The following is a 14,905-nucleotide window of genomic DNA, read 5'->3' as shown; positions in this document are numbered from 1 at the left end:
GTCAGTCGGCCAGCGCCGCCAGCTCCTCCGGCGTGCGCGGGCCGGCCGCCGTGTCCGCCAACAGGCCCCGCGCGCGCAGCAGTCCGGCCGCCGCGACCCCCCACGGCAGCCGCAGGCCCGCCCGGCGCAGCAGGTCGGTGCGGGCCAGCGTCGCGGCGGTGGGGCCGGTGCGCACCCCGTCCGGGGTGAGCAGCGCGGTCTCGTCCGACCAGCGCAGGGCGAGGTCGACGTCGTGGGTGGCCATCACCACCGTCGTGCCGCCGGCGCGGAGCCGGTCCAGGGTGTCGAGCAGCCGCTCCTGCCCGTCCGGGTCGAGACCCGCGGTCGGCTCGTCGAGGATCAGCACCCGGGGCCGCATCGCGACCGCGCCGGCGATCGCGGTCCGCTTGCGCTGCCCGTACGACAGCAGGTGCGTGGGCCGGTCGGCCAGGGCCGCGATGTCGAGCGCGGCCAGCGCCTCCCCGACCCGGGAGCGGACCTCCGGGTCGGGCAGCCCCAGGTTGAGCGGGCCGAAGGACACGTCCTGACCCACCGAGGCCGCGAAGAGCTGGTCGTCGGGGTCCTGCACCACCAACTGCACCGTGGTCCGCAACCGCGTCAGCCCCCTGCGGTCGTACGTCACCGGCTCCCCGTCCACCTCCAACGTCCCCGAGCGCGGCCGCAGTCCGCCGCTCAGCAGCCGCATCAGCGTCGTCTTGCCGCTGCCGTTGCGGCCGAGCAGCGCCAGCGCCCGCCCCTCGCGCACCGTGAAGTCCAGCCCCGCCAGCACGTCGGGACCCTCCTCGTACGCGAAGGACACGCCCCGCAGGGCGACGGGGTCCGGCCGCCCCGGCGACCGCGCCGGTCCGCTCACGACAGGGGTCCTTCCAGTACGAGGGTGAGGGCGGCCAGCGCCGCCAGCAGCCCGACGCTCGCCGCCGTGAACGGCACCGAGACCCGGGCCTCGGGCACCAGCACCCGCAGCGTGCCGTCGTATCCGCGCCCGGCGAGCCCCGACTGGAGCCGCGCCGCCCGGTCGAAGGCCCGTACGAAGGCGGTGGCGGCGAGTCCGCCCAGCGAGCGCCAGGCGGCCGCGCGGGTGGTGTGCCCCAGCCGCGCGGCCTGCGCCTGACGGATGCGGCGCACGGAGTCCAGGAGCAGGAAACTCATCCGGTACGTCACCAGCGCCACGTCCACGACCGGCGCGGGCACCCCGGCCCGCACCAGCCGCGGCAGCAGGTCCGACATCGGCGTGGTGAACGCGAACAGCAGCACGCCCAGCGAGGCCGCCGAGGTACGCAGCAGCAGTCCGCCCGCACGCGCCGGCCCGCCCTCGGCCGCCGACAGGAACCCGTCCGGGCCCCCGACCTGCACCAGCAGGGGCAGCGCCCCCGTCACGCAGAAGCCCAGCGGCACCCGGTAGGCCCGCCACAGCCGGCGCCCCGGCACGCCCGCCGGGCCGAGCAGCACCGTCAGCGCCGCCACCAGCACCAGCGCCGCGCCCGGCCAGGGCGGCAGCGAGATCGCGAGCACGGTCAGGCCGAGTCCGAGCACGGCCTTGTCCACGGGGTGGCGGCGGCGCCACCGGCTGCTGTGCGCCGCCGCGTCGATCGGCAGCACTCAGTCCCCTCCGGGAGTGTTCCGGTGCCGGGGAGCCGACACCTCCGGTTCCCCGGACGACGTCGACGGCGGTGTCGCTGTCGTATGCACCGCCGTTGTTGCCGGCGTTGCCGCCGCCGTCGGCATCGCCGCTGTCGCCGCCAACGCCCGTTCCTCGCCCTGCCGTCGTCCGCGGCGCAGGCCGAAGTAGTACGCCAGTACGCCCGCGCCGAGCGCCGCCTGCAGCGCGAACAGCGCCGACTCGACCTCCCCGGACGGCGGTTCGTACAGCGGCGAGAACCAGGGCTCGTAGTCCGGTTCGATCTCGGTGATCGCCGTCTCCGCCTCCGCGTCGGCCCCGGCGAACGGCTCCTCCTTGTGGTCGCCGAGCCCCAGCACCAGCGGCAGCACCGCGAGCGCGGCCACCGCGAGCAGCAGCAGGAGGTTGACCTTCGTGTTCCGGCTCATCGGGCCACCGCCTCCTGCTTCCGCCCGCCCGACCGGGTCAGCAGCACGCCCAGCCGGGTCAGTTCCCCCCGGCTGGACTGCACCAGCAGCCGCATCACGAGCACCGTGAGCAGGCCCTCGCTCACCGCGAGCGGGACCTGCGTGACGGCGAAGATGGACCCGAACTTCCCGAGCGCGCCCAGGAATCCGCTGCTCGGGTCGGGGAAGGCCAGCGCCAGCTGCACGCTGGTGACGCAGTACGTGGACAGGTCGGCGGCGAACGCCCCGAAGAACACGGCCACCATCAGCGGCACGTCCCAGCGGCGCAGCAGCCGGTAGACGCCGTACCCGGCCCACGGGCCGACGATCGCCATGGAGAAGACGTTGGCGCCCAGCGTCGTCAGGCCGCCGTGGGCGAGCAGCAGCGCCTGGAAGAGCAGGGTGATGGTGCCGAGGACCGCCATGATCGGCGGCCGGAAGAGGATCGCGCCCAGACCGGTGCCGGTCGGATGCGAACAACTGCCCGTGACGGACGGCAGCTTCAGCGCCGACAGGACGAACGTGAAGGCCCCGGAGGCGCCGAGGAGCAGCGTGCTCTCCGGGTGCTCCCTGACCTCACGGGTGAGTGACCGTACTCCGTGGACGACGAACGGCGCGGACGCGACACCCCAGGCGATCGCGTGCGCCGGTGGCAGAAAGCCCTCGGCTATGTGCATGGCTCAGCAGACCCTCTCCAACACCTCGTGGATGGACGACGCGCCCTGGCCGGTCTCCTGGCTTACGGGTAGCACCGCCCGTGCTCCGCCTTCCCGGACCGCAAGCGGTCCAGTGGCTGCCCGCGAGGGCCGGAGCCGGACTTCCCGATTCACAGTGGCGAGGGCCGCACCGGCATCACACCGGATTTCCCGTTCACCAAGGCGTGGCGACAGTAGTGCGCCGCCGGGGGAGGGCACAAGGAGGCCTCCGTCACGGTGGGCACGCCGCGTCGGCGTCGCCGCTCACCTGGGCCGCCCCCGCTGCGTCCGCCGGACCACCATGTCGCGCATCCGGGTGGTCAGTGCCGTGGCGGCGGCCGTGAGGAAGACGAAGCTGTACGTGATCTGCAGCACCGTCACGACCCGCGCGGACTGGCCCCGCGGGGTGATGTCCCCGTACCCGACGGTGGCGAGCGTGACCACGGTGAAGTACAGCGCGTCGATGCGGGTGCGCAGGCCGCTGAACTCGCCCGGCTGCTTGGCGAGGGCGTAGTACGTGGCCGCGAAGACGTGCACGGACAGGACGATCAGCAGGGAGATGACCACACCGGGGCGGCTGTCCGGCCGGTCGACCAGCACGTGCCGGATCTGCCGGAGCAGCAGCACCGCGACGACGGTCAGCAGCAGGGTGAACAGCGTCCAGCTCAGCACGGGCCGCTGCGGGCCCAGGTGGTCGAGGGGGAGCAGGAAGTAGGCGGCGACCGTCACCGCCGCGATTCCGGTCCGGACGAGCCAGGGCCGCACGGCGTCCCACCCGGTGCGGGCCCCCGGGGCACGCAGGCGCCTCACCGTGCGCCTCCCGGCGTCGGTGCCGCCCCCGGTTCCGCGTTCGGTTCCGTGTTCGGTTCCGCGTCCGGTTCCGTACGGCGGACCAGTTGGGAGACGACGAAGGCGACAACCGACGCGACGACGATCAGCGGCATCTGCTCGTGGGCGTCTCCGCCCGTCAGCAGCACCGCCAGCACCGCGCTGGCCAGCGGCAGCCCGGTGACCGCGGCCGCCGCGGACGAGATGCCGAGGGCGAGGGCCGGGGTCACGCCGAAACCGGGAAGGCCGGAGCAGGCCAGGGCCGTCGCCGTGCCCAGCAGGACCGCCGGGAAGATCGGGCCGCCGCGCAGGCTGCCGAGCGCGACGGCCCAGGCCAGCCCCTTGCACGCGACCAGCGCGACCAGTGCGCCCACGGACCAGGCGTGCGGGTCGGCGGCGAGCTGGGCGAGGGCCGCCTGGCCGGACAGCGCCGCCTCGGCCGGGGAACGGCCGGTGATCAGCGCGTACGCGGCGACGCAGACGCCGACCGCCGTGGCGCAGACGACGGTGCGCAGGGCCGTGCGGTGCCGTGTCCAGGCGACGGTGCGGTGCCCCAGCCCGCGGGCGAGCGTGACCAGTACGGCGATCAGGGCGGCCGTCGGCACGCCCCACAGGAAGTCGCCCGCGTCCGGACCTGCGGACGGCGGCAGGTCGGGCAGGGCCAGCGCCCCGATCCGCAGGCCGGTCCACTGGCCGAAGCCGGTGAACACCAGGGCGCCCGCGGCGCTGGCCAGCAGGCACGGCAGCAGCAGCGCGACCAGCCGCGCCCCGGCCAGGCCCGCGCCCTCGATGAGCAGCACGGCGGCGGCCACCGGGCCGCCGAGGATGGTGGAGATCGCGGCCGTGGAACCGGCCGTGGCGACGATCGCGCCCGCCCGCGGGTCCCCGCCCGTACCCGCCCGCCGCACCGCCAGCAGGGCGAGCCCGCTGCCGACGGCCATGAGGGGAGCCTCCGGTCCCAGCACCACGCCGAGCGGCAGCGTGGCCAGCGCGGCGAGGACCGCGCCGGGCAGCTCCCGGGGGCCGACGGGCGCGCCGCCCAGCCCGTTCACCGGCAGGTGACCGCCGCCGCCCGGCATCCGCGTCACGATCGGCGCCAGGACCAGCCCGGCCAGGACCAGCGCGGGCAGCGGCCACCACCAGGGCGGGGTGGCGTAACCGACCGCCTCGGGCAGCGACGTCCACACCCAGTGCTGCAACTCGTGCTGGAGGGCGACGAAGAAGAAGCAGGCGAGCGCGACGGGCACACCCAGCAGCACGCACAGCAGCAACAGCCGCCGGTAGCCGGGACTGAGCAACGTCTGCCGCAGCGACTGCTCGGCCCGGTCCGCGGTCGCGTTCGCCGGCGCGGTCACGAGCCCCTCCGGCGCGCTCCCCGCACGAACCTCGGCCGACCCGTCACGTGCCCTCCTTCGTCAGCCCGGCGGACGGCGCCGGGTCAGGCGCGGGACGAGCTCTCCTGACGGCTGGCGAGGGCCCAGATCACGAACACGTCGATGGCCATCATGATCACGGACCAGACGGGCGAGTACGGCAGGAACAGGAACTGCGCGATCAGGCTCAGCGAGGCCAGGACGATGCCCGCGGTCCGCGCCCATGCCATGTCCTTCAGCAGGCCGTACCCGGTGGCGAACACCAGTGCGCCGAGGACGACGTGGACGACGCCCCAGCCGGTGAGGCTCATCTCGTAGACGTACGTCCCGATCCGGGCGTACACGTCGTCCTCGGCGATGGCCGCGATGCCCTGGAGGACGGCGAGCGCGCCGCTGAGCAGCAGCAGTACACCCGCGAAGACGACACCGCCGGTCACCCAGCTGTCGGAGCGGCCGCCCGGCTGTCCCGACCAGGTGCCGTCGCCGCGGGAGGGCCGTCCGGGAGTGGGTTCGGCGTGCTGGCTCATGTGGAGAGTCCTTTCTGAGTGTCCCCCGCTACGGGGCCTCGGCCCACCGGCGCCGAAGCGGCACCGCCAGGCCCTTCCGAGCCTGCGGCCGTCCGTACGCTCCGTCCACGCGGGTCCGCCGGACGGGTGAGGCCGCGACCCCGCGGTCCGCAGCCGCCGCGGGAGACACGCCGCCCCGCGGTCCGCGGCCGCCGCGGGAGACACGCCGCCCCGCGGTCCGCGGTCGCCGCGACGGACGCGCACCGGCGTTCGCGCCGGGGCCGGCGTTCGGGTGCCGCCTGCGTGCCGTCCGGGTGCCGCCTGCGTGCCGTCCGGGTGCCGCCCGCGTGCCGTCCGGGTGCCGCCCGCGTGCTGTCCGGGTGGAGGGTTCTCGGGCTGCCGCCCCGAGTGCTGTCCGCGTGCCGTCCGCGCGAAGGGCCCCCGGGCCGGCGCCCGCGCACCGCCCTCGCGGAAGGGCACCCGGCGGGCGGGCCCTGGGCGGGCGGGCCCCGAGCGGGCGGGACCCGGGCGGGCGTCGCGGAGGCCCCCTCTCACCGCCTCCGTCGGCCGCGCAGCCCCCGGGCCAGGGCCGCCGCCGTACCCGCGGCGGCCAGGCCCGTGCCCGCCAGGGCGAGTGCCTTCGCCCCGCGTCCCGGCGCCCGGGCGCCGTCGGGGTCGCCCGCGGAACGGGGCAGCGCCGACGCCAGCAACTCCGCGAGGTGGACGCCCTCGTGGCCGCCGCTGTCGAACTCGCGGATCTGGGTGCGGCAGCTGAAGCCGTCCGCGAGGACGACGGTCGCCTCGTCCTCCCCGCGCAGCCGCGGCAGCAGCACCCGCTCCGCACACGCCTCGCTGACGTCCAGGTGACCGCGCTCAAAACCGAAGTTGCCGGCCAGCCCGCAGCAGCCGGAGTCCAGCCGTTCCGCGTCCACCCCGGCCCGGCGCAGCAGCTCCCGGTCGGCGTCCCAGCCGAGCACCGCGTGCTGGTGGCAGTGCACCTGGGCCAGCGCCCGTGCGGAACGCTCGGGCACCCGCGGCGGCTCGTAGCCGGGGGAGTGCTCCGTGAGCAGCTCCGAGAGCGTCACCGTCTGCCCGGACAGCCGCAGCACGTCCTGGTCGCCCGGGAACAGTTCGGCCGCGTCCGCCCGGAACACCGCCGCGCAGCTCGGTTCCAGCGCCACCACCAGGCCGCCCGACCGCACGTGGTCGGCGAGGCCCCGCACCGTACGGCTGAGGACCCTCTCCGCCGTGCCGAGCTGGCCGGTGGAGATCCAGGTCAGCCCGCAGCACAGCGGCTCCTGGGGCAGCGCCACCCGCCAGCCCGCCTGCTCCAGGACCCGTACCGCCGCCCGGCCGATGTGCGGGTGGAAGTGGTTGGTGAACGTGTCCGGCCACAGCAGTACGGTGCCGCGCCGCCCGTCGCCCTCCGGCTCCCGGCCCGCGAACCACTGCTCGAAGGTCTCCTCCGCGAACAGCGGCACCTCCCGGTCCGCCACCCCCGCCACCAGCCGGGCGGCCCCCGACAGCAGCGGGGCGTGGGTGAGCGCGTTGACCACGGGCCCGAGCCGGGTGCGCCCCACGACCTGTGCCAGCGCGGGCAGCCAGCCCATCGACCAGTCCGAGCGCGGCCTGCGCCACGGCCGCCCGGCGTAGTGGTGGGTGAGGAACTCCGCCTTGTACGAGGCCATGTCCACGTCCGCCGGACAGTCCCGCTTGCACCCCTTGCAGGCCAGGCACAGGTCGAGCGCGGCCTTGACGGCCTCCGAGCGCCAGCCGTCCCGCACCGCGGCGTCGCCGTGCCCGTCGAGCATCTCGAACAGCAGCCGCGCCCGGCCCCGCGTCGAGTGCTCCTCCTCCCGCGTCACCTGGTACGACGGACACATCACGGTGCCGTCGCTGGTGTGCTGGCGGCACTTGCCGACACCGACGCAGCGGTTGGCCGCCTTGGCGAACGACCCTCCGTCGTGCGGGAACTTGAAGTGCAGGTCGCGCGGCTCGTACGGGGCCCAGTCACCGCCCAGGCGCAGGTTGTCGTCGAGTCCGTACGGTTCCTCGTCGACGCCGTACGGCTCGATCACCTTTCCCGGGTTCATCCGGTTCAGCGGGTCGAAGACGGACTTCAGCCGCGCGAACGCCCCGACGAGCTCCTCGCCGAACATCCGCGGCAGCAGCTCGCCCCGGCTCTGCCCGTCCCCGTGCTCCCCGGACAGCGAGCCGCCGAACTCGACGACGAGGTCGGCGGCCCGCTCCATGAACCTCCGGTACGCCGCCACCCCGTCGGCCGTGTACAGACCGAACGGGATCCGGGTGTGCACACAGCCCTGCCCGAAGTGCCCGTACAGGCTGGGCCCGGTGTCGCTGAGGTACCCGAACTCCTCGAACAGCGCGCGCAGCCGGCGCAGGTAGTCGCCCAGCTTCTCCGGAGCGACCGCCGAGTCCTCCCAGCCCTCGAAGGTGTCGGGCCTGCCCGGCACGTGCGCGGTGGCCCCGAGACCGGCCTCGCGGACCTGCCACAGGTCCTGTTCGTGCGCCGGGTCGTCCAGGAACGCGCAGTCGGCGTCGTGCTCCGAGCGGTGCACCGCCTCAAGGAGCCGGTGGGCCCGCGCGTCGGCCTCCCCGACGGTGTCGCCGCCGAACTGCACCATGAGGTAGGCGTCGCCCTCCGGCATCTCGGCCAGCGCCTCGGGGTTGAGGTGCTTGATCCGCTCGTCGCGGACCAGCCGGGCGTCGACCCCCTCCAGCGCGATCGGCTCGTGCGGCAGGATGTCGGGCACCGCGTCGGCGGCCCGGTCGATGCTGTCGAAGCCCAGCACCACCAGGCAGCGTTCCTTCACCACCGGAACCAGTTCCAGTTCCGCCCGCACCACCGTGACCAGCGTCGACTCGCTGCCCACCAGCAGTCCGGCCACGTCGAAGCCGTACTCCGGGAGCAGCGAGTCCAGGTTGTAGCCCGAGACCCGGCGCGGCACGCTCGGGAAGCGGCGCCTGATCTCGTCCGCGTAGGTGTCGCGCAGGGCGCGCAGCCGCCGGTAGACGGTCGCCCGCAGGTCGCCCTGCCGCTCGATCTCCGCGTACTCCTCGTCGCTGGTCTCCCCGCACCAGAACCGGGTGCCGTCGTAGAGCAGCACCTCCAGGCGGGCGATGTTGTCGACGACCTTGCCGTGCGCCTGCGCGGTGGCGCCGCAGGAGTTGTTGCCGATCATGCCGCCGATCGTGCAGTTGGGGTGCGTGGCGGGCTCGGGCCCGTACCGCAGGCCGTACGGCGCGAGTTGCCGGTTCAGGTCGTCGAGGACGATGCCCGGCTGCACGACACAGGTACGGGCGCCGGGGTCCACCGACTCCACGCGGGTGCAGTACTTCGACCAGTCGACGACCACACCGGCGTTGGTGCACTGCCCGGCCAGGCTCGTCCCGCCGCCGCGCGAGAGCACCGGCGCCCCGAACTCCCGGGCCACGGCCACCGCCTCCACCCCGGCCTCCGGGGTGCGCGGGACGACCACGCCCAGGGGCGTCTGCCGGAAGTTGGACGCGTCCGTGGAGTAGGCGGCCCGGGTCCCGGCGTCAAAACGGACCTCGCCGTCCACCCGCTCGCGCAGGGCACCCTGGAGCGATTCGGTGTCGACGGGCGGTCCCGCGCCGTCGCGCGTGACGGGCTCGGGGAGGTCGAGGGCGGCCATGGACTCTCCATCCGTCGTGGGTCGGCGCCTTCGTGGCCGGGGCGGCGCACGCGAGCGTGTCGGCGCGGCGAGGCACCCTCGGGGCGCGGCGGCCGTCGCTGAGTACCCCGCGGGCCGTGGTGCAATCACCGGGCACGGAGCGTCGCCGCCCGTGTCGCTGTTGGGCCGAACGGGTGACTTGGCGTAAGAATTGGCTGGTGCACGCAATGAAGGCGAGTGGAATCGGGGGGAGCCGGTGAACAGCCACGACGTCACCGATGAACAGTGGGAAGGGCTCGCCCAGGTCGTTCCCTTGCGCGGACGCGACGCGTGGCCCTCCGCGATCGACCACCGGGCTATGCCGGAGGCGGAGACCGAGCGCCGCCGCCGTTTCGTGGTCCTGCGGGTCAACGTGTTCGCGGACGCGCGCGAGGTCGCCGAGACCCTGATGTCGGGCATCCCCGTCCTCCTGGACCTGACCAGTGCCGAGGGCGAGGTCGCCAAGCGGGTCCTGGACTTCAGCACGGGCGTCGTCTTCGGACTGGCCAGCGGGATGCACCGGGTCGACCGCAACGTCTTCCTGCTCACCCCGGCCGGCACCGAGGTGAACGGACTGATGGGGGAGGGCGCGGTCACCGCGCCCGGAGTGTGAGGTCACCGCGCCCGGAGTATGAGGTCACGGCGCCCGGAGTGTGAGGTCCCGCACGGTTGTGGCGGCACGGTCCCCCGATCGTAGGAACGCCGTCCGGGCGTAACGGTTCGCCGCGTGGCGGGGCCCTACCGTCCGCATATGGCAGCGTCACCTGCGTCACCCGCGTCGACGGCGTCCCTCCCACCGCTCCCGGACCGGCCCCGGGTCACGGAGCTGCGGCTGTCCGCCTACGCCGGGCACCGGCGCGTGGTGCTGCCGCTCGGGCCGCTCACCCTGCTCGCCGGGCCGAGCGGCAGCGGCAAGACCAGCGCGCTGCGGGCGTACGACGCGCTGGCCCGGCTCGGCGGCGGCGCGGAACTGGGCGCCGTGTTCGCCGATCCGGCCGCCTGCGTGCCCGAGCGGGCCAGGCCCGACGCCCAGCACCGCCGGGGCTTCCGCATCGGCTGCACGGCGGACGGCGCCGAGGGCCCGGTCCACCTCGACGTGGCCGTGCAGGCGGAGCCCGAGCTGCGCGTCGTGGGGGAGCGGCTGACGGCCGACGGCGTCGTGCTGCTGGAGACGGCCCTGCGCGACCCCGGCCGCCGAGCCGTGCAGGCGGCCTGGCACACCGCCGGTCCGGCGCCCGTGACCCGCGCCCCGCTCCCGGACGACCGGCTCGGCACGCCGCTGCTGCCGCTCAGGGTGGCCGGCAAGACGGACGGGCAGCGCAGGGTGCTGGCGGCGGCCGAGCAGATGGTGGTCGCGCTGCGCTCCGTCTTCGCCTGCGATCCGCGGCCCGGCCGGATGCGGGAGCCGGTGCCCACCGGGTCCGGCCCGCTGCTCGGCGGCTGCGACAACCTCGCCGACGTGCTGTGGCGCACCCGCGCCGAGTGCGCCCGCCGGCACGCGCAGTTCGTCGCGGCGGTCCGCGCGGGCTGTGCGGGCCCGGTCGTGGACGTGCTGGCCGAACCGGTCGTCGGTGGCGTCGTCCGCGTGCTCCTCGACCGGGGCGACGGCGTCCGCACCGGGCTCGCCCGGCTCGGCTACGGCGAACTGCGCCACCTCGCCCTCGCGCTGGTGCTGTTGACCGGTCCCGGGGTGCTGGGGGCCGACCCGGCCGGCGAGGTGCCCGCCGGGCTGCGGACGCTCACCGTCCTCGCCGACGGCTTCGACCGCGGCCTCGACGTGCGCCAGCGCGCCGAACTCCTGGACCTCGCCGCGCGGATGTGCGACCGCGGCCACATCCGCCTCGTCGGGAGCGTCGGCGACAGCTCCTGGGCGGCGGGGCGGGACGGTGTCACGGTGGTACACCTGAACGCGTGACCGATCACTCACCCGGCCTCGCGGCCCTGCAGCACAGACTGGCCGAGTTCGCCGCCGTGCGGAACTGGCAGCCGTACCACACGCCCAAGAACCTCGCCGCCGCGCTGAGTGTCGAGGCGGGCGAACTCGTCGAGATCTTCCAGTGGCTGACGCCCGAGCAGTCGGCCCGGGTCATGGACGACCCCGGTACCGCGCACCGCGTCCGCGACGAGGTCGCCGACGTCATGGCGTACCTCCTCCAGTTCTGCGAGGTGCTCGGGGTCGACCCGCTGGCCGCCCTGGAGGCGAAGATCGAGCGGAACGAGTCCAGGTTCCCCGTGCCGGACGAAAAGGAGGCCGAGCAGCGCGAGCGCCCCCGCGGCTGAGGGGCCGAAGACGACCGGCGACTGAGGAGCCGAAGACTCCGTTATCACTCTCCGCAGTCGCTGCGCGGGGCGAAGTGAATCTGGTGTCCGATAATTTCCGCCTTCCTCTAGCTTTTCGCACCACACACCTTCACTCTGGGTAGTGGACAACGGAGTTCGGGCGGACGCGCCGCAAGCGCGTCGGAAACAGACGGGGGCAGCGCATGGACGCTGTTCGGCTCATCGTGACGAGTGGGCGCGCCCTGGCCGCCGGCGGCCGGGTGCCGGACATCCTGGTGGAGGTGTGGCAGGTGCAGGCCCTGGCACAGGCGATCGGCAGCCGGCTGGCCGTCCACGGACCTCCCGAACTGCGCGGCGAGGCCATCGGACTGACCGAGCTGGCGGGCCGCGGCTGCGGAGTGCTGCACACGCCCGAGCTGGGCCCGGACGAGCTGCGCGCGGCCCAGCTCACCGAACTGGGTGACGCCCGCCAGGCGCTGATGCGCCTCGGCACCCTGCTGGGCGAGACCGGCATAGCCCTGGTGGGAGTCGCCTGCGCCGCCGACGACGAGGCCACGTACTGGCAGTGCATGGAGGCCATCGACGCCGCGGACGAGTCGCGGGACCGGGTCATGGAGATGCTGCGCAGACTGGCCGACCGCGAGGCACTGTTACCGCAGCGGGCGGCGGGCTGACCCGCCCCGCGCCGGCCCCGGCCGCTCGCACGCCCCGCCGACCGCTCCCGTATGCGCCCCGCGCGGCACGGTGCGACCTGACGCCACCGCGGCACGGCAGGGCACGGCGCGCGCGGCCGGGAGGTGCGGTGCACCCGCGGCGAGCAGGCAGGATGGAGACATGGATCTCCGCATCTTCACCGAGCCCCAGCAGGGGGCCACCTACGACACCTTGCTCACCGTGGCCAAGGCCACCGAGGACCTCGGGTTTGACGCCTTCTTCCGCAGCGACCACTACCTCCGCATGGGCTCCTCCGACGGACTGCCCGGCCCCACCGACGCCTGGATCACCCTCGCCGGCCTCGCCCGTGAGACGCGGCGCATCCGCCTCGGCACCCTGATGACCGCCGGCACCTTCCGGCTGCCCGGCGTCCTCGCCATCCAGGTCGCACAGGTCGACCAGATGTCGGGCGGCCGCATCGAACTGGGCCTGGGCGCGGGCTGGTTCGAGGAGGAGCACAAGGCGTACGGCATCCCCTTCCCGAAGGAGAAGATCGGCCGCCTGGAGGAACAGCTGCAGATCGTCACCGGTCTGTGGGCCACCGAGACCGGCAAGACCTTCGACTTCCACGGGAAGTTCTACGACCTCACCGAGTCGCCCGCGCTGCCCAAGCCCGCGCAGGCCAAGGTGCCCGTGCTCATCGGCGGCCACGGCGCCACCCGCACCCCGCGGCTGGCCGGCCGGTACGCCGACGAGTTCAACATGCCCTTCGCCTCCCTCGAGGACACCGAGCGCCAGTTCGGCCGGGTGCGGGCCGCCGCCGAGGAGGCCGGCCGCCCGGCCGGCGCCCTCACCTACTCCAACGCCCTCGTCGCCTGCGTCGGCAAGGACGACGCCGAGGTGGCCCGCCGCGCAGCCGTCATCGGCCGCGAGGTCGAGGAGCTGAAGGCCAACGGCCTGGCGGGCTCCCCGGCGGAGGTCGTCGAGAAGATCGGCCGCTACGCCGAGGCCGGCGCCCAGCGGATCTACTTCCAGATCCTCGACCTCGACGACCTGGACCACCTGGAGCTGATCTCGTCCCAGGTCCAGTCGCAGCTGACCTGACGCCGCACCACCGTGACGTCACGAACCCCCGGGGGAGCCCCCCCCCGGGGGGGCCTCTCACGTGCCCGGTGCCCGTGTCCCGTACCCCTGCGACCGCCCCTACTGCCTGCTGCTGCCCCTGCCGCTCTCCTGCGTCACTCATCCCTTCCCCGGCCGCTCGCCACCGCCCTGCCCCTCACCCGCCTCGGCCCGGTCCCCCGGCACCGCCTCCGCCGCGGCGTACGGCGTCCCGGCCGCCGCGGGGAGCGGTGCCGCGCGGCGGTCGCGTGCCGCCAGGCGGCGGGTCAGCACCAGGAGCGGCTGGGTCAGGAGTGTCGTGGCGAGCGCCATGAAGACCAGAACCGTGTAGAGCGGGGCGCTGACCAGCCCCGCCTCCAGGCCTGCGTTCAGCGCGATCAGCTCGGTCAGGCCCCGCGCGCTGAGCAGCACGCCGACCGTGCGGGCGTCGTGCCGGTCCAGCCCGCCGAGCCGGGCCGCCGCCAGCCCGCTGCCGATCTTCGTCGTCACCGCCAGCACCGTCACCGCCAGCAGCACCACCCATCCGGTGCCGGTCAGGCTGTTCAGGGCCACGGACTGCCCGGACAGCACGAAGAAGTACGGCAGCAGCAGGGAGCCGACCTCGTGCAGCGGACGCAGCAGGTCCGGGTCGAGCGTGCCGTTCTCCTCCCGCGGCGTCACCAGACCGGCGAGCAGCGCCCCGAAGATCACATGCAGCCCGAGCCGGTGCGTCACCCAGGCGGACCCGAGGGCGAAGCCGATGAGCAGCGCCAGCCGCAGCGAGGGCTCCAGCCGGGTCCGCCACAGCAGCCCGCGCAGCACCGGCCGGGCCGCCAGCGCCATCACGGTGACGAAGCCGGCGGCGAGCGCCGCCCGCCACGGCCACTCCAGCGCCGCCTCGTCCGCGCCGCTGTCGAGCATGGCCCCCGCGAGCACCGTCCAGCACACCGCGTCGAGGACCCCGGCCGCCGAGACCGCCACCACGCCCGGCACGGTCCGGGTGAGGTTGTTCTCCCGCACGATCGCGGTCAGGACGGGCACCGCGGTTATCGACAGGGCGATGCCCGCGAACACCACCGCGGCGGGTGACAGCTCCCGGCCCCCGCCCAGGTCGCGCAGCGTGTCCCGGAACAGCAGCGCGGCACCGCACCCCACCGCCATCGGCACCGCGAACGACGCCAGTGCCACCGTGACCGACACGCGCGCCCGGTCGCCCAGGATCTTCAGGTCCAGCTCGTATCCCACCGCGAAGAGGAACACCACCAGGGCGAACTGCGAGAACCCGGTCAGCGCCGGCCCGATCGCCGCCGGGAAGAGGGCGTCGTACGCCTGCGGGGCGAGCGCGCCGAGGAGGGAGGGGCCGAGGGCGATGCCCGCCGCCAGCTGACCCACGATGTAGGGCTGCCCGAGCCGCCGGGCCAGTCCGCCGCCCGCGTGCGCGGCGACGAGGACGAGAGCGGACGCGCCCACGAGGTGGGCGATCAACGCGTCAGGACTCACACAATGCTCCGCAGGGTCCGGTGCACGACGCCGGCCTCCCCCGGGAGACCGGCCCAGCCAGCCCTCACAGGATGAGCGCGGTCCCGCGTCGCATCGCAGGGCGCACACCGACGCATGCCGGGCGTACGGGGTGCGCGGGGGTACACGGAGGCGGGGGCCGGCGCGTAAGAGCGGCAGGCCCGGCAGGACCCGGCACACGGGTCCTGCCG

At 74.7% G+C, this 14,905-nt stretch carries 14 protein-coding genes and 1 riboswitch; of the genes, 5 read left to right on the top strand and 9 right to left on the bottom strand.

The features are described 5' to 3' along the window. Window position 1: 1 nt before the first annotated feature. The 8 genes from HZS56_RS14170 to HZS56_RS14135 form a co-directional block, all read right to left on the bottom strand. Complete coding sequence (locus HZS56_RS14170; RefSeq protein WP_216721068.1) at window positions 2-853, bottom strand: ATP-binding cassette domain-containing protein; 852 nt, start codon at window positions 851-853, stop codon at window positions 2-4. Beyond that, complete coding sequence (cbiQ, locus tag HZS56_RS14165; protein ID WP_216721067.1) at window positions 850-1,599, bottom strand: cobalt ECF transporter T component CbiQ; 750 nt, start codon at window positions 1,597-1,599, stop codon at window positions 850-852. Before cbiQ ends, HZS56_RS14170 begins: the two co-directional genes overlap by 4 nt. Next, window positions 1,600-2,046, bottom strand: coding sequence for an energy-coupling factor ABC transporter substrate-binding protein (locus tag HZS56_RS14160; protein ID WP_253914236.1), 447 nt, complete (start codon window positions 2,044-2,046; stop codon window positions 1,600-1,602). Further along, entirely contained in the window at window positions 2,043-2,741 is a 699-nt protein-coding gene (locus HZS56_RS14155) for an energy-coupling factor ABC transporter permease (protein WP_216721066.1), read from the bottom strand. Before HZS56_RS14155 ends, HZS56_RS14160 begins: the two co-directional genes overlap by 4 nt. Window positions 2,742-2,771: 30 nt before the next feature. Further along, window positions 2,772-2,957: riboswitch (cobalamin riboswitch) on the bottom strand. Between the two features lie 66 nt (window positions 2,958-3,023). Beyond that, window positions 3,024-3,524, bottom strand: coding sequence for a potassium channel family protein (locus tag HZS56_RS14150; protein ID WP_216721121.1), 501 nt, complete (start codon window positions 3,522-3,524; stop codon window positions 3,024-3,026). 41 nt (window positions 3,525-3,565) lie between these two features. Next, window positions 3,566-4,942, bottom strand: coding sequence for a chloride channel protein (locus HZS56_RS14145; RefSeq protein WP_216721065.1), 1,377 nt, complete (start codon window positions 4,940-4,942; stop codon window positions 3,566-3,568). Window positions 4,943-5,025: 83 nt separating this feature from the next. Then, on the bottom strand, window positions 5,026-5,487 hold the full coding sequence (locus tag HZS56_RS14140) for a DUF7144 family membrane protein (protein WP_216721064.1): 462 nt from the start codon (window positions 5,485-5,487) through the stop codon (window positions 5,026-5,028). Window positions 5,488-6,017: 530 nt separating this feature from the next. Further along, on the bottom strand, window positions 6,018-9,143 hold the full coding sequence (locus HZS56_RS14135) for an FAD-binding and (Fe-S)-binding domain-containing protein (RefSeq protein WP_216721063.1): 3,126 nt from the start codon (window positions 9,141-9,143) through the stop codon (window positions 6,018-6,020). A 235-nt stretch (window positions 9,144-9,378) separates the two neighbouring features. Here HZS56_RS14135 and HZS56_RS14130 point away from each other — a divergent pair, with 235 nt between their 5' ends. The 5 genes from HZS56_RS14130 (at window position 9,379) to HZS56_RS14110 (ending at window position 13,199) form a co-directional block, all read left to right on the top strand. Beyond that, window positions 9,379-9,774 (top strand): cell division protein SepF, encoded by a 396-nt coding sequence (locus tag HZS56_RS14130; RefSeq protein WP_216721062.1) that lies wholly within the window; start codon window positions 9,379-9,381, stop codon window positions 9,772-9,774. Window positions 9,775-9,912: 138 nt separating this feature from the next. Beyond that, window positions 9,913-11,076 (top strand): AAA family ATPase, encoded by a 1,164-nt coding sequence (locus tag HZS56_RS14125; RefSeq protein ID WP_216721061.1) that lies wholly within the window; start codon window positions 9,913-9,915, stop codon window positions 11,074-11,076. Then, window positions 11,073-11,441: a nucleotide pyrophosphohydrolase gene (locus tag HZS56_RS14120; RefSeq protein WP_216721060.1), complete on the top strand. Its 369-nt coding sequence runs from the start codon at window positions 11,073-11,075 to the stop codon at window positions 11,439-11,441. Before HZS56_RS14125 ends, HZS56_RS14120 begins: the two co-directional genes overlap by 4 nt. A 203-nt stretch (window positions 11,442-11,644) precedes the next feature. Continuing rightward, complete coding sequence (locus HZS56_RS14115; protein ID WP_216721059.1) at window positions 11,645-12,115, top strand: DUF6099 family protein; 471 nt, start codon at window positions 11,645-11,647, stop codon at window positions 12,113-12,115. 160 nt (window positions 12,116-12,275) lie between these two features. Next, complete coding sequence (locus HZS56_RS14110) at window positions 12,276-13,199, top strand: LLM class F420-dependent oxidoreductase (protein ID WP_216721058.1); 924 nt, start codon at window positions 12,276-12,278, stop codon at window positions 13,197-13,199. A 138-nt stretch (window positions 13,200-13,337) separates the two neighbouring features. Here HZS56_RS14110 and HZS56_RS14105 read toward each other — a convergent pair whose 3' ends face one another. After that, a complete protein-coding gene (locus HZS56_RS14105; RefSeq protein ID WP_216721057.1) occupies window positions 13,338-14,696 on the bottom strand; it encodes a cation:proton antiporter in 1,359 nt (452 codons plus the stop codon). Window positions 14,697-14,905 lie beyond the last annotated feature (209 nt).

Source organism: Streptomyces mayonensis, assembly GCF_018982965.1.
GTDB classification, from domain to species: domain Bacteria; phylum Actinomycetota; class Actinomycetes; order Streptomycetales; family Streptomycetaceae; genus Streptomyces; species Streptomyces mayonensis.
This window is presented reverse-complemented; position numbering and strand designations above follow the sequence as displayed.

Bases quoted from the DNA above. Each gene is read 5' to 3' on its own strand.
- HZS56_RS14115 (WP_216721059.1), top strand. From the start codon at position 11,645: ATGGACGCTGTTCGGCTCATCGTGACGAGTGGGCGCGCCCTGGCCGCC.
- HZS56_RS14155 (WP_216721066.1), bottom strand. From the start codon at position 2,741: ATGCACATAGCCGAGGGCTTTCTGCCACCGGCGCACGCGATCGCCTGG.
- HZS56_RS14135 (WP_216721063.1), bottom strand. From the start codon at position 9,143: ATGGCCGCCCTCGACCTCCCCGAGCCCGTCACGCGCGACGGCGCGGGA.
- HZS56_RS14125 (WP_216721061.1), top strand. From the start codon at position 9,913: ATGGCAGCGTCACCTGCGTCACCCGCGTCGACGGCGTCCCTCCCACCG.
- HZS56_RS14110 (WP_216721058.1), top strand. From the start codon at position 12,276: ATGGATCTCCGCATCTTCACCGAGCCCCAGCAGGGGGCCACCTACGAC.
- HZS56_RS14140 (WP_216721064.1), bottom strand. From the start codon at position 5,487: ATGAGCCAGCACGCCGAACCCACTCCCGGACGGCCCTCCCGCGGCGAC.
- HZS56_RS14160 (WP_253914236.1), bottom strand. From the start codon at position 2,046: ATGAGCCGGAACACGAAGGTCAACCTCCTGCTGCTGCTCGCGGTGGCC.